This is a genomic window from Thermoproteus uzoniensis 768-20, assembly GCF_000193375.1.
In the GTDB taxonomy this organism is placed as follows: domain Archaea; phylum Thermoproteota; class Thermoprotei; order Thermoproteales; family Thermoproteaceae; genus Thermoproteus; species Thermoproteus uzoniensis_A.
In genome coordinates, this window is record NC_015315.1 from 1,217,334 (window position 1) to 1,240,128 (window position 22,795).

At 60.9% G+C, this 22,795-nt stretch carries 27 protein-coding genes; 19 read left to right on the forward strand and 8 right to left on the reverse strand.

Annotated features, from left to right (window positions below):
* From TUZN_RS06820 to TUZN_RS06835, 4 genes are read left to right on the forward strand one after another with little or no spacing between them, the layout of a single operon-like run.
* A complete protein-coding gene (locus tag TUZN_RS06820) occupies positions 1-378 on the forward strand; it encodes a DUF1634 domain-containing protein (protein ID WP_013680224.1) in 378 nt (125 codons plus the stop codon).
* Positions 375-848 carry a DUF2250 domain-containing protein gene (locus tag TUZN_RS06825; RefSeq protein WP_013680225.1) on the forward strand — a complete coding sequence of 158 codons (474 nt, stop codon included), beginning with the start codon at positions 375-377 and terminating at the stop codon, positions 846-848. Before TUZN_RS06820 ends, TUZN_RS06825 begins: the two co-directional genes overlap by 4 nt.
* A gap of 20 nt (positions 849-868) precedes the next feature.
* Positions 869-1,174, forward strand: coding sequence for a divalent-cation tolerance protein CutA (cutA, locus tag TUZN_RS06830; protein WP_013680226.1), 306 nt, complete (start codon positions 869-871; stop codon positions 1,172-1,174).
* A 27-nt stretch (positions 1,175-1,201) separates the two neighbouring features.
* Positions 1,202-2,437: a 2,3-bisphosphoglycerate-independent phosphoglycerate mutase gene (locus TUZN_RS06835; RefSeq protein ID WP_013680227.1), complete on the forward strand. Its 1,236-nt coding sequence runs from the start codon at positions 1,202-1,204 to the stop codon at positions 2,435-2,437.
* Between the two features lie 194 nt (positions 2,438-2,631).
* Here TUZN_RS06835 and TUZN_RS06840 read toward each other — a convergent pair whose 3' ends face one another.
* The gene (locus tag TUZN_RS06840; protein WP_013680228.1) at positions 2,632-3,162 is read right to left on the reverse strand and encodes a GNAT family N-acetyltransferase; all 531 of its coding nucleotides are present in this window, start codon (positions 3,160-3,162) and stop codon (positions 2,632-2,634) included.
* Positions 3,163-3,206: 44 nt separating this feature from the next.
* Positions 3,207-4,343: a DUF763 domain-containing protein gene (locus tag TUZN_RS06845; RefSeq protein ID WP_013680229.1), complete on the reverse strand. Its 1,137-nt coding sequence runs from the start codon at positions 4,341-4,343 to the stop codon at positions 3,207-3,209.
* A gap of 89 nt (positions 4,344-4,432) precedes the next feature.
* On the opposite strand from TUZN_RS06845, the gene TUZN_RS06850 reads away from it, so the two are divergent.
* Together TUZN_RS06850 and TUZN_RS06855 are read left to right on the forward strand one after the other, a co-directional pair.
* Positions 4,433-5,734 carry a phosphomannomutase/phosphoglucomutase gene (locus TUZN_RS06850; RefSeq protein ID WP_013680230.1) on the forward strand — a complete coding sequence of 434 codons (1,302 nt, stop codon included), beginning with the start codon at positions 4,433-4,435 and terminating at the stop codon, positions 5,732-5,734.
* A gap of 262 nt (positions 5,735-5,996) precedes the next feature.
* The gene (locus TUZN_RS06855; protein ID WP_272941295.1) at positions 5,997-7,406 is read left to right on the forward strand and encodes a glycosyltransferase family 2 protein; all 1,410 of its coding nucleotides are present in this window, start codon (positions 5,997-5,999) and stop codon (positions 7,404-7,406) included.
* A gap of 38 nt (positions 7,407-7,444) precedes the next feature.
* On the opposite strand, the gene TUZN_RS06860 is transcribed toward TUZN_RS06855, so the two are convergent.
* Entirely contained in the window at positions 7,445-8,890 is a 1,446-nt protein-coding gene (locus TUZN_RS06860) for a lysine--tRNA ligase (RefSeq protein WP_013680232.1), read from the reverse strand.
* Between the two features lie 330 nt (positions 8,891-9,220).
* Between TUZN_RS06860 and TUZN_RS06865 the strand changes: the two genes are divergently transcribed.
* Genes TUZN_RS06865 through mobA form a run of 5 tightly spaced genes read left to right on the forward strand, consistent with a single transcriptional unit; the run spans position 9,221 to position 13,408 of the window.
* Positions 9,221-10,156, forward strand: coding sequence for a hypothetical protein (locus TUZN_RS06865; RefSeq protein WP_052886149.1), 936 nt, complete (start codon positions 9,221-9,223; stop codon positions 10,154-10,156).
* 39 nt (positions 10,157-10,195) lie between these two features.
* Positions 10,196-10,699, forward strand: a complete 504-nt coding sequence (locus TUZN_RS06870) for a metallophosphoesterase (protein ID WP_013680234.1) — start codon at positions 10,196-10,198, stop codon at positions 10,697-10,699.
* The gene (locus TUZN_RS06875; protein ID WP_013680235.1) at positions 10,696-11,307 is read left to right on the forward strand and encodes a LysE family translocator; all 612 of its coding nucleotides are present in this window, start codon (positions 10,696-10,698) and stop codon (positions 11,305-11,307) included. The genes TUZN_RS06870 and TUZN_RS06875 overlap by 4 nt, the downstream gene beginning before the upstream one ends.
* A 14-nt stretch (positions 11,308-11,321) precedes the next feature.
* Positions 11,322-12,614: a phytoene desaturase family protein gene (locus tag TUZN_RS06880; RefSeq protein ID WP_013680236.1), complete on the forward strand. Its 1,293-nt coding sequence runs from the start codon at positions 11,322-11,324 to the stop codon at positions 12,612-12,614.
* A complete protein-coding gene (gene mobA, locus TUZN_RS06885) occupies positions 12,611-13,408 on the forward strand; it encodes a molybdenum cofactor guanylyltransferase (RefSeq protein WP_052886150.1) in 798 nt (265 codons plus the stop codon). The genes TUZN_RS06880 and mobA overlap by 4 nt, the downstream gene beginning before the upstream one ends.
* Here mobA and TUZN_RS06890 read toward each other — a convergent pair.
* Entirely contained in the window at positions 13,400-13,693 is a 294-nt protein-coding gene (locus tag TUZN_RS06890) for a Sec-independent protein translocase subunit TatA/TatB (RefSeq protein WP_013680238.1), read from the reverse strand. The two genes, mobA and TUZN_RS06890, sit on opposite strands and share 9 nt — an antisense overlap.
* 37 nt (positions 13,694-13,730) lie before the next feature.
* The gene (locus TUZN_RS06895) at positions 13,731-14,705 is read right to left on the reverse strand and encodes an endo-1,4-beta-glucanase (RefSeq protein ID WP_237698201.1); all 975 of its coding nucleotides are present in this window, start codon (positions 14,703-14,705) and stop codon (positions 13,731-13,733) included.
* Between the two features lie 69 nt (positions 14,706-14,774).
* Between TUZN_RS06895 and TUZN_RS06900 the strand changes: the two genes are divergently transcribed.
* Genes TUZN_RS06900 through TUZN_RS06910 form a run of 3 tightly spaced genes read left to right on the forward strand, consistent with a single transcriptional unit; the run spans position 14,775 to position 17,279 of the window.
* Positions 14,775-15,407 carry a hypothetical protein gene (locus TUZN_RS06900; RefSeq protein ID WP_013680240.1) on the forward strand — a complete coding sequence of 211 codons (633 nt, stop codon included), beginning with the start codon at positions 14,775-14,777 and terminating at the stop codon, positions 15,405-15,407.
* A 49-nt stretch (positions 15,408-15,456) separates the two neighbouring features.
* The gene (gene gatD, locus TUZN_RS06905; protein WP_013680241.1) at positions 15,457-16,731 is read left to right on the forward strand and encodes a Glu-tRNA(Gln) amidotransferase subunit GatD; all 1,275 of its coding nucleotides are present in this window, start codon (positions 15,457-15,459) and stop codon (positions 16,729-16,731) included.
* Complete coding sequence (locus TUZN_RS06910; protein ID WP_013680242.1) at positions 16,731-17,279, forward strand: HD domain-containing protein; 549 nt, start codon at positions 16,731-16,733, stop codon at positions 17,277-17,279. The genes gatD and TUZN_RS06910 overlap by 1 nt, the downstream gene beginning before the upstream one ends.
* Here TUZN_RS06910 and TUZN_RS06915 read toward each other — a convergent pair.
* On the reverse strand, positions 17,233-17,766 hold the full coding sequence (locus TUZN_RS06915) for a ZPR1 zinc finger domain-containing protein (RefSeq protein ID WP_013680243.1): 534 nt from the start codon (positions 17,764-17,766) through the stop codon (positions 17,233-17,235). The genes TUZN_RS06910 and TUZN_RS06915 overlap by 47 nt on opposite strands.
* A gap of 68 nt (positions 17,767-17,834) precedes the next feature.
* Here TUZN_RS06915 and TUZN_RS06920 point away from each other — a divergent pair, with 68 nt between their 5' ends.
* A complete protein-coding gene (locus TUZN_RS06920) occupies positions 17,835-18,113 on the forward strand; it encodes a hypothetical protein (protein ID WP_013680244.1) in 279 nt (92 codons plus the stop codon).
* On the opposite strand, the gene TUZN_RS06925 is transcribed toward TUZN_RS06920, so the two are convergent.
* Positions 18,103-18,822, reverse strand: a complete 720-nt coding sequence (locus tag TUZN_RS06925; protein WP_013680245.1) for an isopentenyl phosphate kinase — start codon at positions 18,820-18,822, stop codon at positions 18,103-18,105. The two genes, TUZN_RS06920 and TUZN_RS06925, sit on opposite strands and share 11 nt — an antisense overlap.
* Complete coding sequence (locus TUZN_RS06930) at positions 18,822-19,826, reverse strand: polyprenyl synthetase family protein (protein WP_052886152.1); 1,005 nt, start codon at positions 19,824-19,826, stop codon at positions 18,822-18,824. The genes TUZN_RS06925 and TUZN_RS06930 overlap by 1 nt, the downstream gene beginning before the upstream one ends.
* 54 nt (positions 19,827-19,880) lie before the next feature.
* Here TUZN_RS06930 and TUZN_RS06935 point away from each other — a divergent pair, with 54 nt between their 5' ends.
* The 4 genes from TUZN_RS06935 (at position 19,881) to TUZN_RS06950 (ending at position 22,732) form a co-directional block, all read left to right on the forward strand.
* The gene (locus tag TUZN_RS06935; RefSeq protein WP_237698202.1) at positions 19,881-20,630 is read left to right on the forward strand and encodes a DUF92 domain-containing protein; all 750 of its coding nucleotides are present in this window, start codon (positions 19,881-19,883) and stop codon (positions 20,628-20,630) included.
* Positions 20,631-20,794: 164 nt separating this feature from the next.
* Positions 20,795-21,127 (forward strand): hypothetical protein, encoded by a 333-nt coding sequence (locus TUZN_RS06940; RefSeq protein ID WP_013680248.1) that lies wholly within the window; start codon positions 20,795-20,797, stop codon positions 21,125-21,127.
* A complete protein-coding gene (locus tag TUZN_RS06945; protein WP_013680249.1) occupies positions 21,128-21,982 on the forward strand; it encodes an AIR synthase related protein in 855 nt (284 codons plus the stop codon).
* Between the two features lie 21 nt (positions 21,983-22,003).
* Positions 22,004-22,732 carry a hypothetical protein gene (locus TUZN_RS06950; RefSeq protein WP_013680250.1) on the forward strand — a complete coding sequence of 243 codons (729 nt, stop codon included), beginning with the start codon at positions 22,004-22,006 and terminating at the stop codon, positions 22,730-22,732.
* Positions 22,733-22,795 lie beyond the last annotated feature (63 nt).

The following is a 22,795-nucleotide window of genomic DNA, read 5'->3' on the forward strand; positions in this document are numbered from 1 at the left end:
ATGGATCTCGAAGACATTATCGGGTACACCTTGAGGATCGGCGTGATAATTAGCATAATCCTGATAGCGGCGGGCGTCGCCCTGCTGATCGTGAAGCCGCCTGCGCCGCACATACTGCAACAGCTGTCCTACCCGCGCTCCCTCATCAACACCTCGTCGATAAGCCCAACGCAGGTCCTCTCGGGGAGCGCCGCGCTCAACGGCCTCGACGTGATACTGCTGGGCTTAATCGTGCTGATCGCGACGCCGGTCTTGAGAGTCGTCATGGGCCTTATACAGTTCGCGAGGGAGCGTAACTATATCTACGTAGCGATAACCTCTATTGTCTTGTTCAATTTATTTTTCGCTATATTTATAATTCCTATTCTCCTTAAATGAATATTTTAAGGAAAAAACTCTATGTAGATATTTTGCTCCACCTCAAGAGAGCCGGGATAGACTACGGCAAGTCCATAGCCAGAGGCGTCGGCGCCCCGCTGGCGTCCGTCCTCGCGGCCCTCGACGAGCTCGAGAGGGCCGGCTTGATAGAGAGGGCGGGGGGACACGTGTTGAAGCGGAGTAAGGCCAGGATGAAGCTGAGCCCCGAGGTCAGAAAACACCACGTGTACTTCAAGCTGTCCAGATCGGGAGAGGCCGTAGTCAGGTGTCTGAAGAGGAGGGGCGCCGCGGCGTACCTCGACGCGCTGAGCGCCGAGGAGAGGAGGGCGTTGGCGGAGCTGTGCAGGGGAGAGAGGAAGGGCGCGCCTCCCTCGTTAATAGAGGCCGGGCTGGCCGATCCCTCGGGCTTGTTGACCCCCCTCGGCGTCCTCGTCGCCGCGTTGGTGGACCCCGCCTGCAAGAAGAAATAAAGAGGTTACCGTTTCCGGCCATGGGCCACGTGGTGGTGTACATAACGGCGCCTAGGAACGACGGGGAGAGGATCGCGAGACATCTCGTGGAGAGGAGGCTGGCGGCTTGCGTGAACGTGGCGCCGGTCGTCTCGATATATAGATGGGAGGGGCGCGTGGAGAGGGACGAGGAGGTGCTCCTGATAGTCAAGACGCGGCGGGAGAGGTTGAAGGAGTTGATGTCCGAGGTGAAGGCCGTCCACCCCTACAAGGTCCCCGAGATAATCGCCTTGCCCATAGCCGAGGGCGACCCCGACTACCTCAAGTGGGTGGACGAATCGACCTAACTTATATATCCGGGACGCAAACCGGCTATGACCTCGGTGTTGTGGATACTGTTCGACGGAGGCGGGGATAGGCCTAGAAACGGCGCCACGCCTTTCTTCGCGGCGCTGAAGCCCGTCATAGACAAGCTGGCCTCGCTCGGGTCTTGCGGGATCATGGACCCCATATCGCCGGGGGTGAGGCCCGGCTCCGACACGTCCCACCTGGCCCTCTTCGGGTACGACCCCTATAGGTACTACACGGGCAGGGGGGCCTTCGAGGCGCTCGGGGCCGGGCTGGAGCTGAGGCCCGGCGACGTGGCTTTCAGGACCAACCTCGCCACAGTGGACGCCAGGGGCGTGGTCGTCGACAGGAGAGCCGGCAGATACGTGGCGCCCGAGGAGGCGAAGGAAGTGGAGGCGATAATGGCGAGGATAGGCGAGGAGGTTGAGAGGAAGTTCGGGGTCTCCGTGGTCTACAAGTCGACGGTGGAGCACAGAGGGGTCCTCGTGCTGAGGGGGGCCGTCTCCCACAAGGTGTCGGACACGGATCCCCACAAGACCGGCGAGCTCGTGAGGCGCTCGCAACCGCTGGAGGACAGCAAGGAGGCGAGGACGGCGGCCGACGTCGTGAACTACATATCCGACGCCTTCACGGCGTACTCCAAGGAACTGGAGGCCAATAGGAGGAGGGCGTCGAGGGGCGAGCCTCTGATAAACGCCGTGCTGGTTCGGGGCGGCGGCTATATGCCGAGCATCGAGCCGCTACGGCAGAGGTACAACGTCAAGGGGGCCGCAATAGCCGGCGTCGCTCTGATAAGAGGGGTGGCGAGAGCCGTGGGCATGGACCTCTACAGCGCCGAGGGCCTAGGCGGCACTAAGTTCGACAAGTTTGAGGAGGCCGCAAAGCTCGCCGTCGAGCTCCTCAAGAGGTACGACCTCGTCTTCCTCCACGTCAAGGGGACCGACAGCGCCAGCCACGACGGCGACTTCAAAGGAAAAGTAGACGTGGTGGAGAGGCTGGACGCCGCCTTGAGGCCCTACGAGGCCGTTCTCGAGGAGAACTACGTCGTCGTCACGTCCGACCACGCGACTCCCGTATCAGTGAGGGAACACACCGGCGAGCCGGTCCCCATACTCCTCTACGGCCCCGACGTGGTTAGAGACGACGTGGCCAAGTTCAGCGAGCTGACCTGCTGGCGCGGCGCGCTCGGCAGGATAAGAGGCATGGACGTCATGCCAACCATAGCGAGCTATCTAGGCCTCTCCGAGAAATTCGGCGAATAGGCGCCGACCCCGATCTCTCAGCAGGTACTAGGCTGAGGCAGGCTTGCGCGGGCCGTCCGCGTATAGGAGTGCGGCGCCTATAATAAGGCCATGACGTTGTGGATTTGCGGCTCGGCCGCGGGCGGGCCTTTCATCCAGCCGCGCAGACGCGCGGCGGTCCGACCCGTACAATACCCGCCAGAGGTATTAATCTTTTAGAGGTCGGCCAACGTCCTGGCCATTATATAGGCGTCCTCGCCGTCGCTGTAGTACCTCGGTATGCGCCCCGCTATTTCGTAGCCGAGCTTCTTGTAGAGCGATATGGCCGGCGTGTTGCTGACCCTGACCTCGAGGAATACCTCCTCCGCGTCGTAGAACCTCTTCATGGCCTTCATGCCCCTTAACATCATGTTCGTGGCTATCCCGAGCCTCCTCGCGTGGGGGAGGACGCCGATAGACACCACGTGGCCCTTGTGGGCGGCCTTGCCCTTGTTTATGTAGCTCCAGCCGTACTCCACTCTGTTCATCATATAACCGACCAACTCGCCGTCCATCTCGGCGACTATGAACGCCTTGGGGAACGACATGTGGTGCTCCACGAAGAACCACTCGGGGTAGTTCTCGGGCAGGACGCGCCTGTTTATCGAAACGACAGAGTTGAGGTCCGCCATCTTGAACTCGCGCAGGACGTACCTGCGCCCGTCCTTGGCCGTGAACTCCTGGGGGCCCTCGAGGACTATCTCCATCTCGGAGGTCTATATTATATGTTTTTAAAGACGCCGCCGCGGCTCTACGGCGTCGGCCTCTTGAAGCTCTGCGGAGGGCTCCACCCAGCCGCCTTCGAGGCCAACGAGGAGAGGTAGCCGTATATCCCCCTGTCGCCGCTCCTCCTGGCGGCGTCGACCATGGCCTCCAGAAGCGATATAAGCTCGTCGTAGGTCTTCCTGTCCACGGGGTAGGGGACGCCATCCTTGCCGCCTACGGCGAAGGAGAACTTAAACGGATCCACGTTGGCGGGGTCGGTCCAGTCCGCGGGGCTTCTGTATATCAGCTCGGCCACGAGGGCGAGGGCTCTGAGGGTCTTGGGGCCTACCCCCCTATGTAGCAGGAGCTCCTTGAAGCTGGACACGTCCCTGGGCAGAGACTGGGCTAGCCTGCGGGGATCGCCTATCTCCGACCTAAGCCTCTTGATGTCGACGTAGGGGTGGTAGTACGCGAGGCCCACCAACGTGGTCTGGCCTGTCAGCAACATCAAGTCTCTGGCCACCTTCTCGGGGCCCGACGAGACGACGTCTAGTATGGCCGATCTGTTCCCCGCGCTCTTCGACGAGGCTAGGTTCAACACGGCGCGTTCCCTCACGCCCACGATCCCGCTGTGGGGGTCGTCGAAGAAGCGGCCGGTCTCGAGCCAGTGGTACCTCCTCGCCATCCTGGCGGCGGGGTTCATGCCTTGCTGTATCACGGCCCACCTCCCCCTCTCCGTGACCACGAAGGCGTGGTGGTATATGGAGTAGCCGTCCTGCACGAGCGCGTTGTCCACCTTGGCCGCCAGCCGCGACGCCTCGGCCAGCCTCGCCCAGTCGAGGCCCCAGCGGTCTGCTATGGACCTCAGCTCGTCGGGCGTCCTCAACGCGGCCGCGCCCTTTCCGCCTGCTATCCTTATGGGCAGATCGGCCTTCTCCATGGCGTATTTGAGCACCGCCGTCGTCACCGTCGTGCTGCCGCTCGAGTCCCAGTCCATCCCTATGAGGTCGTTCACCGCCTGGAAGAACACGGGGCTGGCCAGCCTGACCAGTATCCCCTCCTCGCCCCAGAGGTCGTACATTATCTTCAAGAGAAGCGTAGAGAGCTTCTTCATCCTGGACAGTAGCCACGGCGGGACGTGGCCTGTGTGGAGCGGCAGATCGGCGTAGCCGCTGAGCCTCACGTAAGTTCTCGGGCCCAGCTCTATAAATCTAGCGGACGGCGCCGGCCGCCGACGGCGCAAAACGTAAATAGCGATATGTAGCTGGTGCCGTGTCGGTCTTCAAGGCCTACGACATACGCGGCGTCTACGGGAAAGACTTAACGCCCGATGTGGTTAGGCGCATCGGGTACGCCGTTGGCAAGTTCTTCGGCGGCGGGAAGATCCTAATAGGCATGGACGTCCGCACGCACTCCCCCGACGTGTTGAGGCACCTCGTGGCGGGTCTTTTGCCCGTCGCCGACGTCGAGCTGTTGGGCAACGTCACGACGCCGATGACGCACTTCGCGTCGCGACTGCTCTACGAGCCGGCGGTCATGATAACGGCCTCCCACAACCCTCCCGAGTACAACGGCCTCAAGGTCATGCACAAGGGCGGCATCGACCTAACCTCTGAGGAGCTCCAGAGGCTCAAGGAAATGTTGGAGGAGCCGCCCGAGGGGCAGAGAGGGCTCGTCTACGTACAAGACGTCAAGGAGAGGTATTTCCAGTACCTCGAGAACACCTTCGGCGAGTTCGATATATCTATAGGCTTCGACCCCGCAAACGCCGCAGGCGTGATCCTCCGGCCTCTGCTGAAGCGCCTCTTCAAGAGAGTCTCCGTAATCAACGGGAGGCCCGACGGCAGGTTCCCCTCCCACCCGCCGGACCCCGAGAAGCCTGAGAATCTGCGCCAGCTGGCCGAGCTCGTCAAGGCGGAGGGCCTCGACGCCGGCGTCGCCCTCGACGGCGACGGAGACCGCGTCGGCTTGGTGACGGCTAAAGGCGACGTGTTTAGGGCCGAGAAGATAGCCTATATGCTGATAAGCCACTACGCCAAGCCCGGCGACGTGGTGGTCCTCGACGCCACAATGCCCCTATATCTGGAGAGGGTCGCCGAGGAGAGGGGGGTCAAGATAGTGCGCGAGAGGGTGGGCCACAGCTTCCAGAAGCCTGCCGCCATCAGGAACAACGCGGCCTTCTGGGCCGAGTACAGTGGCCACGTAGGCTTTAGGGAGCACTACTACTTCGACGACGGGATATACACGGCGCTTAAAGTCCTCGACGTGGCCAGAGGCATAGGCAAGACGCTCGACGACCTCCTCGCCGAGGCCCCCAAGATCTACGAGGAGCGGATAGACATAAGGGTCGACGACCAGAGGAAGGTGATGGAGAAGGTCAGGAGCTCCGCCAGATCCATAGGCGGGGCCGAGATATATGAAATAGACGGCGTGGATATCAGGTTCAGAGACGGCGGAAGGCTGTTGATTAGGCCGAGCAACACAGAGCCTCTGATCAGAGTGAAGATCGAGGCCGGAAGCCCCGCCCAGCTCGGCAACTTAAGGGAGAGGCTGGGATCGCTCGGGCTCGCCTGACGCCGGCTTTCTCGCGAACGCGGAGCCCGCCTCAGAGATCTCGGAAAAGGAATTATAAGAGGCCGTAGTTGTCACCGTGGATCCGCTGTACGGTAACATCAGCATCATTACTATTATACCCAACGTATCTAGTTATCTTCATAATATTTCATTATATTTTAGAAATATTAGTAAATATTCATCAAATATAAGCTCAAATATTATTACATGTATAAATTCAAGTCAGTTCGTGGAGGGCTGCCGAGGCCCCTCGGCGCCTTCCATGACCTCCTCCGATATTTTTATCATATATTTTATTTATTCTATTTTATTGTTTTTCGATTTAATATTAATTATACAATTTATTATATATTTCAGAAAAGTAGCGAGGGGGGCGCCGCGCCGGTCTCCGCCCAAATCGGCGTCCGCCGATCCGCCGCCGATATCTTTCATAGTGCCCGTAAAGAACGAGCCGCTGGAGGTAATAGCCGCCATGCTGACCCGATTCTCCGACGTGGACTACCCCCGCGATCTGTTTGAGGTGCTCATCGTGTCCGACGACGAGCCGGACTACTTCGCGAAGATCAAGACGTTGGTAGACGCGTTGGCGAGGGAGCTCGGGATCGACGCGCGCGCCGTCAGGAGGACCGGCGGCGGGAAGTTCAGAGGGTCTGCGTTTAACTGGGCCGCCGAGGTGGCCAAGTACGACGTACTGGCGTTTCTCGACGTAGACAGCAAGCTCCCCAGGGATATAGCCAGGAGGATAGCCGGGGCTGTTGACGAGAGGACTCTGCTGTTTCTGGGCTGGGACGGCTACATCTCGCTCTTCACCAAGCTCGGGAAGCTTCTGAAATTCGTCTATAAGTACTTCCTGCTCTACGGCGCCTACCTCGGCCGCGCCTTGTCTGGCGACGTGTTGCTCGCGTTGGGGTCGGGCATAGCCTTGAGGAGGGACCTACTCCGTAGGGCAGGCGGGTTCTGCGACTGCGTGGCGGACGACTACGATATCTCGTTGAAGGTCCTGCTGGCGGGCGGCCGCATAGTCTACGACGGCGGCGCCCCCATCATGGTGGAGGTACCGTCGACGTACTTCGCGTTTAGGAAACAGTTCGCGAGGTGGGTCTTCAACTCCTCGTACATACTGCGCAGGTATCTGGTCAAGGTCCTCAGATCCGACCTCCCGCTCAGAAGCAAGCTCAGCATCTTGCTCAACGTGGCGCAGCACCCGCTTCTGGTGACCACGGCCGTGTTCCTGCCCGTGGTGGGCCTCGCCGCGGCCTACACAGGCTATATCATACCGCCGCTTCCCGTGGCGATTCTGGAGGCGGCCCTCGCAGTAGCCACCGCGGTGCTCCTCAGATACGTCGTGGCCCTCGCGAGGAGGGAGGGCTACAGCCTCGCCGAGTCGCTCGCCATAGCGGCGCAGAACGGGATCATCTCCCTCATGATAAACATAACGGCGTTTGTGTACATGCTGATGGGCTTCTTCCGGAGCTCGATAACGTGGAGGGTGACGCCCAAGGGCTCGAGCCAGCTGGCGTTTAGGGAGAACTTCGCGCCCGAGCTGATCTACACAGCCGCAGTGGCCGCCGTATTTGTCTGGGCCCTCCTGGCACATATGTGGATATTTGCGCTGAGTGCGTTGTCGCTCCTGGCCGTCCTCCTGTACGGGTTCTACCTAATTACGGGCTAGCGTCTCCGCCGCACTGTTGAGGACGGGCGAGCCGGCGATCACTGGCCGAGCTCCCTCCTGGCGACGATCGGGAACGGTATCACGTCCTTTATAGACTCGGCGCCTGTCGCTATCATGGCCAGGCGGTCTATGCCTATCCCTATGCCGCCGGTCGGAGGCATGCCGAAGGATAGGTCCTCCACGAAGTCGTAGTCCAGAGGATGCGCCTCGTCTTTGGGGAACAGCTCCTCCTCTCTCTTGAAGAACTCGTACTGCTTTACGGGGTCGTTGAGCTCCGTGTAGGCGTTGGCCAGCTCGTGCCCGCCCGCGAAGGCCTCGAACCTCTCGACGAGGCCCGGCTTCTCCCTATGCGGCTTGCATAGAGGCGTCGACTCCTCAGGGTAGTCGTAGACGAAGGTGGGCTGGACGAGCTTCTTCTCGACCAGCTTCTCGAAGAGCTTGACGAGGGCTATCCCTCTGTTGTACGCCTTCAGAGGCACTTGCAGCGCCCTCAGCCTGTCCTTTATCTCGTCGTCGGTGAGCTTGTCCGGGTCGACGCCGCCGAACTCCCTCAACGCGTCGTACAGCGTTATTCTCCTCCACGGAGGGGAGAAGTTTATGGTCGACTCGCCGTACTTAACCACGGCGGTCCCCAAGGCGGCTTGGAGCGCCTCGTAGGTAGTCTCCTCCATGAGCCTCATCATGTCGTTGTAGTCCGCGTATGCCTGGTAGGCCTCTAGGGACCAGAACTCGGGGTTGTGCAAGGCGTCTATGTCCTCGTTGCGGAACTGGGGGCCTATCTCGAAGACCCGCGAAAAGCCCGCGATTATATAGCGCTTGAGGTAGAGCTCCGGCGATATCCTGAGGTACCAGTCCTCGTCTATGGCCCATATATGCGTCGTGAAGGGCCTGGCGGCGGCCCCGCCGTATATCGGCTGGAGCACCGGCGTGGGTATCTCGACGAAGCCGCGGCGCCAGAAGGCCTCGCGGAACGCCTGTATTAGACGGGCCCTCGTGTAGATCCTCCACCTCAGCTGTATGTCCAAAACCATGGAGACGGCGCGGTGGCGCATGTAGAAGGGGGATCCCCTATCCACCTTGCCCCACTCCGGAAGGGACTGGACGGCCTTAGCCAGAAGAAACAGCCTCTCGGCCTTCACGGCGTAGTCCCCCCTCTGCGTCTTCACCAACGCGCCGGACGCCCCGACGTAGTCCCCCCTCCATATATACTCCAGGAGAGGCTCCTTGGGGTCCACCATTATCTGGAACCTCGCCCCGTCCTCGTAGAGGTCTATAAAGACCACGTTGGGATGGCGCCTTATGTCCGTGGCCCTGCCGGCGGTGGTCACCGTGGATCCCACCCAAGGATCCAGAAGCGCCTGCCTCCTCAGCTCGTTTAAGGTCTTGACGCTGTGCGTTATCTTGAAGCTGTGGGGATACGGCTCGACGCCGGCGCCCCTAAGGCTCTGGATCAATTTACGCCACTCGGCGACCTTGGAGTCCATGGCCAATCGAGAGCCCCTATAAAAATCTGGATAGGCCCAAGAGCCGAGCGGCCATCGATATATAATAAATTATCAACTAAAAATGATATATCAATTGAGCTACAGTAAAGAAAAATACCTAAAAGGCCGTATTTATTATGGTCCATCTTAATATGAAGCTGGTTGCGTATGCCTTAATTTCCATAGGCCTTATCTTGATCACCGCCCTACACGAACGACATGATCTTCATGGCCACCGATTGTGTAAATTGTACGGACTTCAGGTGAGGTATGGCAACTAGGGTATTTCTTGCGTTACTCCTATTGTTATCGGCCGCCTTGGTATCGGCGATGATCGTATTTACCAATTTCGAGAGCGAGAAGCTGGGCAACCTTAGTCTAGCCTATGTATTGATACAGATACCTGGCAGGGAGGTCAAAATAGATGGATGCGTGCTATATGTGGTCAATATTATGAACAGCACTGTACAGCAGATGAATGCCCGCTCGGCCAATATAAGCTCGGCCGAGGAAAGATATCTGAAGAGCTGGGCCGGCGAGTTCGGCGTCGACGTGTGGCCCTCCATCGAGGAGGAGCTGAGGGCGGCCAACTACAGCGGCCCGCTAAGCTTCGACGACCCGAACAGCCCGGCGAGCGAGGCGCTGGCGAGGTCCAGTAGGTGGGCCCACGAGGCCCTGACCCTGGCCCGAGAGGTGGAGGGCACGTTGGCCGGGGCCGGCATCCGCGGCGTCTCGGTGTCGGTGTACGTAGATCGGGGAGTTATCCTCGTCGACGTCCCGGCCGAGATAAGGAGGGGGCCGGAGCAACTGGCCCGCGTCAAGGCCTTGCTCGGCCCGATTCTCGAAAAGTACAGAGGCCTCAAGGTGCTGGTGCTCCTATTCGTGGTAGAGACGCCGAACCCGTTGCCCAGCTCCATCAACGTCACAGAGTTCAGGTCTATAATAGAGGGGCTTTACCGGGAGCGGGGCATCTCGATAAAGGACCCGCTCTCTATATTTATCGGGATACACGGCAATATATACCTATTGGAGACCGACGACGACATAGGCCTCCTCAGAGAGCTCGTCAACAAGACCGTCGAGAGGTTCGGCGTGTGCCCCAACGGCTCGGCGATTTATTTCGACGTGGAGCAAGACATCGTAAGACCCGCCGGCTATAGAATTGCGTGGAGGTACGCCGTGTTGGAGCTGGCAGGCCTAGCCATGATCGTCGCCGGATCCACATACCTCGCCACTAGAGCGCTGAGGAAAAGGCGGGCGGCGTAGCCGGTCAGGATCGCTATATATACCGGGATTTTTTGGGACATGTTGGTCGGAGTGGTCTCGGACAGCCACGACAACGTGGACGCTATAAGGCGCGCCGCCCGCCTCTTTAAGGATAGGGGGGTCGAGCTGGTGATTCACGCGGGGGATTGGGTCGCGCCCTTCAGCGCCAAGGCCTTGAGGGAGGCGTTGGGCGACGGCGTGAGGGTCGTGGGCGTTTGGGGCAACAACGAGGGGGAGCTCCTCTATTTCCAGAAAGTCGCCTCTCAGTTCGGCGTGGAGATTTTGGGCTACGCCGGCGTGGTGGAGGCCGACGGGAGGAGGATCGGCGTGTATCACGGCACGTCGGATCTGCTTACGGAGGCAATGATAAGGTCGGGCATGTTCGACGTAGTCGTCTACGGCCACACCCATAGGGTCGACGTGAGGCGCGTCGGGCGGACTCTCGTGGTGAACCCGGGCGAGCTCTGCGGCTATCTGACCGGCAGGAGGACCGCCGCCGTTCTGGATACGGCCGGGCTGGAGGCCGAGGTAGTCGACGTATGAGCCAGGCCTTTGCCCAAATAGCCGCCGGCCTCGTCCTCGGCTACAGCCTGGCGGTGCCTCCGGGACCTATGAACGCGCTCATAGCGTCGTGGGCCCTCAAGGGGTTTAGACACGGCGTGGCGGTGGGGGCCGGCGCCATGACCGCCGACTTCATCTTCATGTTGCTGACGCTCCTCCTCTACGAGGAAGTCCTCGCGGCCGTCAGCTCCAGATACGTCGCGGTTATATATCTCGCCGGTTCGTTCTTCCTCTTGTATATAGCCTACAAGATAGCGCTCTCCAAGCCGCCCGACGCCGGGGCCCGCGGGGCTTCCGAGAGGGCCGTGAAGGGGTATCTACTGGGGCTCTCGCTGGGCCTGGCAAACCCGTACCAGCTGGGCTGGTGGCTGACCGTGGGCCTCAGCTCCATCAGCTCCTTCGGCCTCTACTGGGCCTTGGGCTTATTCTCGGCGATAGCCGCTTGGATTACCTCGTTCCCGGCGGCGGTTAGAGCCGGGTGGAGGCTCAACAGCAGAGGCACTTGGCTGGCCATCAAGGCCTTCTCAGTGACGACTCTGGCCGCCTTCGGGGGCTACTTCGTATTTCTGTCGGTTAAGACATTAATTTAGCGCCAGATCCCCAAGTGGTAGACGTAGTAGTGATAGGCGCCGGGCACAACGGGCTGGTGGCGTCGGCTCTGCTGGCCAGGTCGGGGCTGGACGTCGTGGTCTTCGACAAGTTGAGCTGGCCTGGCGGCATGGCGGGCTACCACGTCTTGGGCGGCGCCGAGGTGGGCGTCGGGGCCTACGTCGTGGGCGTCATGCCCAGGGAGGTGCTGGACAGACTCGGCGTCGATCTGGAGGTAGAGGTCCCCGATCCCGTGGCCGTCTACGAGCTCGACGGGCAGTACGTCAAGTGGTGGCGCAATCCCGGGAAGAGAGTCGAGGAGTTCAGGCAGTGGGGGCTCGGCGACGAGATAGCGGCGTTCTGGGAGAAGCTGACGGCGCTCAACAGAGCCGCCCGGAGGTATTTCTTCGGCGGCCCTCCCTCAGAGGAGGCCCTGGCTGAGGACCCCGAGGCGGCCGAGCTGGTCAAGAAGACCGCGAGGGACGTCATGTCGCAGTATCTGCCGGAGGAGTTCTGGCCCATGTTCCTCTACAGACATCTCTGGGACGAGCCAGCCTTCCTCCTCGCCTACTTCAACCCGCCTGAGGGCTGGGGACGCCCCGTGTGGCGCGGGGAGAGGGGGATCCAGGCGCTCTCCAAGGCGTTGTACAGAACCGCGCTGGAGTCGGGCGCCGAGGTGGTGTTGGGCGTCGGCGTTAGGAAGATAGTCGTCGAGCGCGGGGCCGTCAAGGGCGTAGAGCTCGACACGGGCAAGCTCGTCGAGGCACGGGCCGTGTTGTCGACGGCCAGCCCGATCCACACCTTGCTTGAGCTGGTCGAGGGAATCGACGAGGGCGTGGCCCGCAGGTTACGGGACGCCGCGGCTACGGCAGGCCCGTATAGGCTCAACGTAGTCCTCTCGGAGCCCGTCAAGCTCAGGCGCGGGCTGGCCCCGTACCGCGACTCCATATTCCAACTGCCCATGGGCGAGATGCTGGTCGACGGCGACAGACTGTCTGTGGTGGGGGAGCCGGACATCGGCCGCCTTGAGAGCTACGTGGAGAACCTCGGCAAGGTCAAGGCCTTCGAGGTATGGACCCCGGCCGACTACCAGTCGACGTTCAATGCCGCGGGGGCCTACGTCAACCATCTGCCGATGGCGAGGGAGTTCCTCTTCTCTTGCCGGCCGGTGTGCGGCTGGGGCTACAGGACGCCGATAAGAGGCCTCTATCTCGGCGGCGCCGGCACATGGCCCGGGGGGCAGATCACAGGAGTCCCCGGCGTAAACGCTGCCGAGGCGGTGTTGAGAGATCTGTCGAGGAGGCCGTGACCAAGCTCGTAATATTTGCGGGGGGCCAATCGCGTAGGTTCCAGCGGCCGGGGGAGCCTTGGGTGGACAAATGCACCTACCCCGTCGGCGGCAGGCCCATGATAGAGGCTGTTGCGGAGGCCGCCCGCGGGTTTGTCGACGAGATATACGTGGCCCCCGGCAGAAACAAGGTGTCCGGGTACCCGACGGTGGAGGACAGCCCGGGCCTTTCAGGGCCTATCGCCGCGGTGGTCTCGGCGGCGTTTAGGTTCGACGACACGCTCTTGTTCGCGCCGTGCGATGTGCCGTATATATCCCCCAGAGCCTTCGGCGAGTTGTTGAAGGCGGCGGGCACCGCCGTCTACGTGGCGCCGAACGGCTTAGTGGAGTCCCACATATTCAAGGCCGAAGCGGGCGAGCTGAGGCGTATGGCCGATATGTTGTCCAGGAGGGGCGGGAGGCTTGACGACGTGTTCAGGCTGTCCCGAACTGCGACGTACCTAAGCGCCGTGAGGCACGGAATCTCGCGGAGGGAGCTCCACAACGTCAACTTCAGAGAGGATCTGGAGCCGCCCGCCGAATGGGTCGGCGACGTCTTCGACGACGATCTAAGGCTTGAGTGGGACCCCCCGCTCGCCGGCTATCTGGCCACGGGCTCCGCCGAATTTCTATGGAGGGAGTTGCGGGCCTATCTGGAGGCCGGCCTATACTCCATGGCGGCCCACGTCCTGGAAGATCTGGCGGAGGCGAACAGACGGCTGGCGCCGGCGGCCAGGGCCTTGAAGGAGCTCGTGGGTATCCGAAAATCAGCCTAAGGTGATCTTCTTGTTCATCTCCTTCACCTTCTGGTTCACCTCCTCCAGTATCTGCTCCTTGGTCTTGCCCTCTGTGCTTATGCCGAGGCTTCTGGCGACGTCGAGCAACTTCCTGTACTCCTCGTCCTCGTTAGTGGCTAGGCCCTGGGATGCCCTCCTAAACTCGTGGAGCGCTTGGCCGAGGCCTCTGGCGAGGGCGGGGAGTTTAGAGGGACCCCATATCAGCAGTATGACCACAGCTATCAAGATTATGAGCCAGTCCTGCCCCGTGATGAACAGCAACATGCATAGTTGGATCGCCTTGCGATAAAAATCTTTCGCGTTAACTCGATGCAAGAGCCCATCTATATATTTCGTAGGAGCACGACAACAACTTATTCGGAGGGCCGTCGAACTCGATACCTACATCTATCGATACGAGGTTCAGTCTATCTATGTTTATTCCGGTGCCGTTGAGGGCCCTTTCGGCGATCCTCACAAGGTCGCCGATCGACAGAGCTACGGAGCCGCTCTTGATCGGCCTTTCGAACGCCAGTATGAGGACGGACCAGGACGACCGGTCTATGTGCAGGAACGCCTTTATGGGCATATCCACGCGGTTCCCGTTGACATACGCGCTGGCAGTGTAGGACCCGGCGGAGGACCAATAGGGGCTTGGGGCGCTCTGGGACAGCGGAGTCGTGTAGTACATCCACAGCATCAGCTCGAGGTCGCCGGGGCCTAGGCCCGGCCCCTTGGTGAACCAAATGTCGTACGAGAAGTCGGTCACGTCGCAGTTGCCCGGCTGGATCGAATAGTCTATCTCGATCACCGCGTCCGCGTTGGTCGCGGGGAGCGGTAGCTTGAGCGGCGGCTCGGTGGCCGTACAGGCCCCGAAGAGCGGGTCGCAACCGTAGCGGGCGCTCGGATAGCCCAGGACTGGGGCATAGGGGTTGTACTTCTCGGAATACGAGGCGTTGATCTTAGCTATAAGCGCTGAGCCGTTGTAGACGGTCTCCACTTCGCCTCTCCACGACTTCATGTTCCACGGGTATGGAGTTATCATCACCGAGCCGTTGCCTATGTAGTACGCGGCCATCATCTCGGCGGGCGACCGGGAGATTGCTCTGACGAGCGTCGTGCCGTTCGGTATCAAGAGGACCTCTACGCGTTGCGGCTGGCTGGCCGACGTGGGCGTCTGGACGCGTGAGCCCATCGTGCCGTTCGATACAGACTGTCTTTGGCCGGTCATGGCCACGATAGCGAAAACCGCGACAATTATTATAGCAACAACAGCCGCCCAGACCCACCTAGCCATAAAGCCCTCCGAGCCGGCTCTTTTTAAATATGTTAAGTAAACTATTAAAACCACGCGGTATTCGGCCGCGTGGCTAAGAAAAAAGAGGGCAAGACGGGTAGGCGCAGGAACCGGAAGATCTTCGTTATTGCTTTGTTGGCGATCATATTCGCCGAGGTCGGGTGGATATTGGCCACTATGCCAGGCTTCAGGCTTTTCTTCGGCTCGCGCGTCCAGACGCCAACGTTGGCCGACCTCCTAGAGAACACGCAGATGTGGGTGTTGACCCAAAGGGGATATGCGCCGAGCGGGCTACAGCCGCCTCTCTACAACGACTCCATAGTAGTCGTGACTGTGTCGGGCGTCCAATTGCCTCGGTCTCTGCTTAACTCGACCGTGCCGGTGTACGTGCTAATGATAGACCCGTTCTACGGCCCCTACTCCTTCACCGCCGCTAACTACTTCTACACCACGCTGTTCGGCGACAACTACACGGTGGCGTCCAGATACAGAGACAGAATATTCCTCTTAATGCCCGGCGACCAGCAAAGCCAAGCCACAGCCGTGTTCCAGTGGATAGGCGAGGCGCTGGCCATGGGCAACGCCACGATCACCGCGACGGACGCCCAACAAGCCCTCTCCCAACTGTTGAACTACCTACCCATAGTGGCCCGCGTGTCTGGCGGAAAAGTCGTCAGCGTAAGCCTAGGCGCGGCCGGCTGACGGCGGCTTCCTCCGGTCAAGCTTTATATAGGAGGTCGCTGAGGCGCGCGTGGAGAGCTACAGGAGGGTGAGGCTCTATCTGGATTCGGGGGAGGTCGTCGAGGGCGTCCTTCTCCCTTCCACGGCCTACTCGAGCCCCGACGTATATGTGGTTAAGCTGAGGAACGGCTACAACGTGGGCTTTGCCAAAAGCAGGGTGAGGAAAATTGAGGATCTGGGCGAGGTGGCCGGCACAGGCGCGAGGCCCGAGAAGACGAGGGAGGTGGATACCGGGAGGCCTTGGGTCTCCATAATCGCCACCGGCGGCACCATACTGTCGAGGGTTGAGTACGCCACGGGCGCCGTGTACCCCTCCACCGATCCCGCCCTGCTCTTCGAGATGGTTCCCGAGATCTCTGACGTGGCGTCTATCAGAGTCGAGGCGCTTATGTCTAAGTTCAGCGAGGACATGACGCCGGCTGATTGGTCTGCCATGGCCGAGAAGATAGCCGAGCAGTTCAGGAAAGGCGCCGTGGGCGTGGTCGTGATGCACGGCACGGACACCATGCACTACAGCTCGGCCGCCATGGCCTTCGCGTTTAAGGAATCGCCGGGACCCATCGTCTTCGTGGGATCTCAGAGGTCGAGCGACCGGCCGTCCAGCGACGCCTTCCAGAACATACTGGGGGCCGTCATCGCCGCGGCCTCGGCCCCGTTCGCCGAATCCACGGTGGCCATGCACGGGGCGTCCAGCGACGGAAAGATCTATATACATAGAGGCACTAGGGTGAGAAAGATGCACACGTCGAGGCGCGACACGTTCCAGAGCATAGGGGTGGGGCCTCTCGCCGAGGTCGACGTCGAGTCTAGATCCCTCAAGCTCCTCGCGGGTCCCTACAAGGCTAGAGGCGGCCTCTCGTACTCGGCGGGCTTCAGCGACAAGGCGGCTCTCGTGAAGTTCTACCCCGGGATGGATCCCCGAATAATAGACGCCTTGGTCGATCTCGGCTTCCGGGGCCTAGTCGTCGAGGGCACCGGCTTCGGCCACGTGAGGGAGGCCCTACTGCCCTCGATAAAGAGAGCCGTGGACTCCGGCGTGGTTGTGGCCGTGACCAGCCAGACCATTTACGGGCGCGTGGATCTCTACGTCTACAGGCGCGGCAGAGAGCTTCTGTCCCTGGGCGTCGTCCCGCTCGATGACATGTTGCCCGAGGCGGCCTACGTCAAGATGTCGTGGGCGCTCGCCAACTTTAAGCCGGAGGAGGTGCCGGCCGTCTTGAGGACCCCGATAGCCGGCGAGATAACCCCGAGGAGCGACCCAACCGAGTTCCCCGGGAAGCTTTGATGGACCTCATCAACGTAGTCGACGCGCTCTGCAACATCAAGCGCATCGGCTGGTTGCAGAGGGGGGTCGAGGCGGCCGAGACCGTGTGCCAACACGCCTTCTTGGCCGCGCTTCTGGCCGGCGAGATAGCGGCCGAGTTGAGGTCTAGAGGCGAGGACGTAGACGTCGCCGAGGCGATCGCGGTTGCGGCCATACACGACTTGGCCGAGGCCGAGCTGGGGCATCCCGGCAACGGAGTCCGGGCCGTCGTGGACTGGGAGTCTCTGGAGCTCGACGCCATGAGGCGCCTATATCCACACCTCTACGAGCTTTTCCAGAGCTACAGGAAAGCCGACGGGAAACTCGGCCTTTTGGTCTCCTTCGCCGACAAGCTTGCGACTCTAATAAGGGCGTGCCGCTACGCCGAGAGGGGCTACGACACAAGGGACCTAATCGAGACGTTCGTCAAGAAGCTTTCCGGCTACCCGCCGCCCTACCCCGACCTGCTGAAGGCATACCTAGCTAGGTACTGCCGAGGGGCTCTATCCTCACAAGCTCGGGCCGTCTAGGGACGACCACGCTCTTGCCCAAAGGATCCTCTACAATCAGCGTGAAGCCGCCGGCGTCTATGGCCCTCCGCACTCTCTCCATGAACTCGTCCACCCTCTGCGCGCTCTCGGGCTCCAACACCTTCAAGCGCTCTGCGTAGTCGAGGGCTCTGTAGAGGAGTCCCTCCACCGTAGTCACGAAGGGCTCGGCCTGGGGGCCCGGCTCGAGGCTGAAGCCCAGATCCGGCGATCTGACGCTACCAGTCTTCGACCTGATCAACAACGACTTCGACACGTCGTCGCCGTCCTCCGCCTTGAAGACGACCCGCGTGGGGTTGCCCGACTCGGCGTAGTCTACGTCGAAGAATCTGTAACCGCACGTCCTGCAGAAGCCTGTCGAGACCACTATGTTGCCGAAATACGGCGCGTCGTAGAGGAACTCCGTGTAGCTGAATGTGTTGGCGCCGCATACCGGACACCTCGTCACTGTCTGGGTCAGAATAGACATGGCGTCGAACCCGGCACCTATTTAAAAACAGCTCGGAACATTTAAATGGGCTTCCCGTCGCGGGGTACATGCCGCGCGGGACCGACAAACTCGCCTTGGTCATAACGGTAGTTGCCGCAGTCCTAGTGGCCCTATTTCTCCAGGGCTTTTGGTCCATAGTGCTCTTCCCCTCACTGTGCGGGGGCCTGCTGTGGTACACTGTCCTCGGCGTCTTGACGGCCATCGCGGTCTTCTACGCCCGCGATAGGAACAGCACGCTCTTGTGGGGCGCTGTCGTAGTCCTGTTGCTGGCATACGTGGTGCTGGCGTTGTACCTCACGGCGAACGCCCCCGCGGTCACTTGCTAGGCCTAGCCACGCTACAAGTCTCCGGCTCTCTGCCCGCCGCCAGGTCGGCGACGGCCGCAACGTCGTCAATGGAACAATAGTACGCCGGTATCCCGAGCCCGGCGATGGCGAGCCCAGCCTCGACCTTCTTGGCTATGCCGCCCGTCACGTCTATGCCGGCTGCCCCTCCCGCCACGCCGCCTGCGATCTCCCTCAACTTCACGGCGCCTGGAGTTCCCGGCTCCGCGGTGTATATGCCGTCGACGTCCATCAAGAAGACGACGGCCCGAGGCCTATACGCCGAGGCCAGCTCCACGGCCATATCGTCCCCGCTCACCACGACGTAGCCGCCGTCGGACGGGACCACGTCTCCGTGGAGAAGCGGATACAGCCCCGCCGACAGAGCCGCGTCGATGGGCTCTCTGCGGACGAGCTTGGCGCCCCAGAAGACCTCGCTGGGCTCAATCGGCATGGCGTAGATGCTTGCGGCCGCCAAGTCCTCCACCACCATCGCGGTCTGTCTCCTCAAGGCGGCCTTGGTCTTAGCCACGCCGGCCGGCGTTAGGCCGAAGGCCTTTACGTGCGGATGGGCGAAGGAGCCCGCACCGTGTATGAGTATGGCGCGCGTCCCCCTAAGCGCCTGGGCGGCCGCCCTCAGCCTCCCCCACCTATACGTATAGGGCCTCTTCTTGTCCGTGATTGCGGAGCCGCCGAATTTGACCACCAACATCAGAACTGCCTCTGTACTATGAAGGCCGCCAGCTCCTCCAGGTCCTTGCTGTGCGGCATCTTGGAGAGGCTCGCAAGAGCCCTTTCCCTATACTTGTCGGCTAGGGCCAGGGCCCTCTCCTTGGCGTTGGTGCCCTCCAGTATACGGACGCCGCGTCTGGCGTCCTCGTCGCTCACCGTCGGCTTTGACAGGATCGAGAGGAGCTCGCCGCGCAACCTCTCGTCGAGCTCCTCAAGGCCGAGCAACACGACGATGTTGCCCCTCTTGTGCTCCTTTATGTCCTTCCCGATCTCTTTTCCGAACTTTTTCGGGTCGCCGAATATGTCGAGGACGTCGTCGACTATCTGGAAGGCTATGCCGGCGTTCATGCCGAAGTCCCACGCGGCGTCCGCGAGCTGTCTGTCGTCGGCGACGCTCATGGCGCCCCATTTGGCTGCCGCCGCTATCAAGGCCCCCGTCTTTAAGCCAACCATCCTTATATAGTCGTCGAGCTTGACGGAGGGCCATCTGGCCTTGACGAAGTAGGGATCGTCCCGGCCGGCCAGCTCGAAGAGTATGTCGAGTCTCTCGCCCTCGTCTATGGCCTTTATCACCTTGGCCACCTCTCTGGCGAACTCCGACGGCTTGGGCGTGTCCAACACGGCCTCCTCGATGGCCTCGCGGTACCATATGCCGATAAGGATGGCCGCGTAGTCGCCGAAGGCAGCCCTCGTCGTCGGCTTATTCCTCCTGACCTCGCCCCTATCGATTATGTCGTCGTATATGAGGCTGTAGTTGTGTATGAGCTCCACTATGGCCGCCGCCGGCAGGGCCCTCTCGTAATTGCCCGACACAGCCTCGGCGACCGCCAGCGTCAAGATAGGCCTCAGGCGCTTGCCGCCTGTGGAGATCTGGTAGAGCACCGCGTCTTTGAAGTCGTCAGCCGCGTCCCTCAACAGATACTTCGCCAATGCCTCCTCGATGCGGGGGCCGTACTTCTCCGACAGCCTGTCAAGCACGTCCATGGCGCCGTCATACACTTTCTTTAAATGGATATATACCATAGGCTGGTGGAGGGCGTGGACCTCGCCCAGCTGGCCATAGCCGCGGTCGTTCCGGCCTTCGCCTTCGCGGCGTATAGAGCCCGTTTCATAAACCTAAGGGGGGCCGTGGCGGGTACGTTGATAGCTTGGGCTCTCGCCGCCGCCGGGATCGCCGTCTTCGCCGTATTCGTCTACTTCTTCGTGTCGGCGAGCCTCTTGACGAGGCTGAGGGGGTCTTGGAAGGCCCAGCGCGGTTTTAAGGACGTAGCCGGCAGATCCATAACCCAGGTGGTCGGGGTGGGGACCCCGATGGCGCTCTTCGCGTTGCTGTACATTGCGGGCGTCCGCCCCGCGCTGACCGCCACAGCGGCCGCCATAGCTATAGCCACTGCCGATACGTGGGCCAGCGAGGTCGGCGTGGCCTACGGCGGAAGGCCGAGGTTGATAACTAAGCCTTGGGTGCGGGTGGAGCCGGGCACGTCGGGCGGCGTCACTTTGGCCGGGACGCTGGCCTCTCTGGCGGGGGCCGCCTCCGCCGCCCTCCTCTCGTACTTGCTCCTCGGCGTCAACCCCTACGTGGTCTGGGGCCTGGGCTTCGCCGGCGATGTCCTCGACAGCGTGGTGGGCGCCGTGGCGCAGAGGAAGTTCTTCTGCGGCGCCGATATGTACGACGAGCCGAGATGTCCCGACTATAGGGTGTCCGGCTACTTGACAAATGAAGCAGTAAACTTGATAGTCGAAGCATCTCTTGGCTTGACATATATTGTGATATCGCTCTATTTATAGCACTCTCGCAATTATCACCCCTGTAATAGACCTGTACGTCTTCAGACCGGCGTATTTAAGCCGTACATTCACCGCGGCACACTAGGCCTGTATCACAGGCAGAATGGACCTAGGGGTATCCCATCCGGTTTGTGAGTCTTATTTTCGCCGAGAGTCCCCCCTACATGAGGCCGTTTAACATCACGGACTTTAGAGAGGTGACCAAGACCGTCGCACTGGGGCTTTACAAGATAGTCTCGGAGGCCCGCGGCAACTGCGTCTCGTTTACGCCGCGCAGAGTTCTGGAGTTCGCCGGCATAGACACGACGGCGCCTATAGCCCTCACATTGGTCAAACACGTCCTGGAGGGGCTGACCGCCAAGGGCCTCGTGACGAGAGACGACAGCAGGTCCAAAATCCGCTATATCATCTGTCGCGACAGATCGCCTCTCTGGATCCCTCTGAAGAACGGGGAGGTGGACAACGTAACCGATTTAATCTATAGGTCGGTGGAGTAGGTGGACGAGAAGGTACTCCTCCGTCTTTTCCTTAAAGAGCTGGGCGAGGAGGATAACGACGTATCCTACGTCGACGGGCTCGCCGTCAAGATAGACGGATTCGCGGAGAGCTGGGCCAAGTTGCCGTTCCACACCTACGCCGACCTGGGCTGGAGGGCCGTCGCCGCTACCTTGAGCGATCTGTTCGTCAAGTTCGCCGTCCCTAAAGCCCTGCTCAGCTCCATAACGGCTCCAGACGCCCAGAAGGCTAGGGAGGTCTTCGACGGGATTAGGGAGGCGGCGGCCCACTTCGGCGTTAGGTACCTCGGCGGCGATCTCAACCAAGGACGAGAAGTCGTGGTGGACGTAGCGGCAATAGGCGCGGTCCCCGTAAAGATAGGCAGGAGGCCGAGGGCCGGCCACGTCCTCATCGCGCCTCCTCTGTTCGGCTACACCGGACTCGCCTTCGTGGCGTCTAGAGAGGGAGAGAGGTCGCCCGTCGTCGCCAAGGGCATCGCGTGGCTGAAGAGGCCCATGCTCGATTGGCCTAAGCCTCCGCCGCCCGACTGCGTCTCCGCCTCCATGGACTCGTCGGACGGCGTCGCGGACGTGTTGTGGACTATGGCCAGAGGGGTCGACATAATCTTGGAGAAGTTGCCGGCGCCTGAGGAGGTGATCTCGGAGGCCTTAAATCTAGGCGTGGAGCCCGAGGAGGTCGTCCTAAACGCGGGCGAGGAGTACCTCCCCATCTTCGCCGTAGATCCCCGTTGCGTGCCTGAAGGCTACGTGGCGTTTGCCAAGGTTGTCGAGGGCGAGGGGAAGGTGTACTACAAGGGCGAGGAGTTGAAGTACAGAGGCTGGGCCTACTTCAGATAGCCGGCTGAGCGGACGGCTAAGGTGGCGATAAAGACGCTGTATGGCGTGTACTCAGTAGCGGCTACGGCTATCTTCGCGATCGTTCTGGCGGCCTTCGTAGCGATCTATTCCGTATACTACCTCTACGACAAGGCCCTCCGCGCGTATCTGCCCGTCAAAATCGCCTTGGACGCTTGGCAGGAACTAACAAGCCAGTTGCCCAACGCCACAATCTGTCTAGTCGAGTCCGATGCGGTCAAGGCGGTGTCTGCGTCGGACCCCGCTATATATCTCTCGGCGTCGGCTACATTCAACGCAACCTTGAGAGAGCTGAGCCGCTATCCGCCGTTGCGGAGCCTTAGAGGCGGGGCGCATTTCGCGGGGGAGGCCTTCGACTACGTAGTGCACTACCTCAACCGCACCGTTGAGGGCAGGATAGACTGGGTCAAGCCCATCACGCTCCTACGCGTCGCCGAGGCCGTCTCGACGGCCAGCATCCAGGGAGGCCTAGATGACGTCGGGCAGGAGCTGGCGGCCTACGTGCCGCCGGGGTTCTCCCTAGAGGGGTACTTGGAGGGCGTCCTGCACCAGCAGGGCGACCGTTTCGTGGGAACCTTAAGCGGCTCTCTAACCTTAACGGAGAGGCAGAGGATGAGGTGTCTCGGCTATTACCTCAACAAGACGTTCGTCCCGCACATATACGCCTCTCTCTCAATCGACGACAACTCGACGGCTATATACATCTATATACCCGTGGACATTGTAAAATAGGCCGGGACTAGCGGCGCCGAGGGCCGGCCGAGCCGGCGCGGTGAGGCGCCGCGGGAATTAATT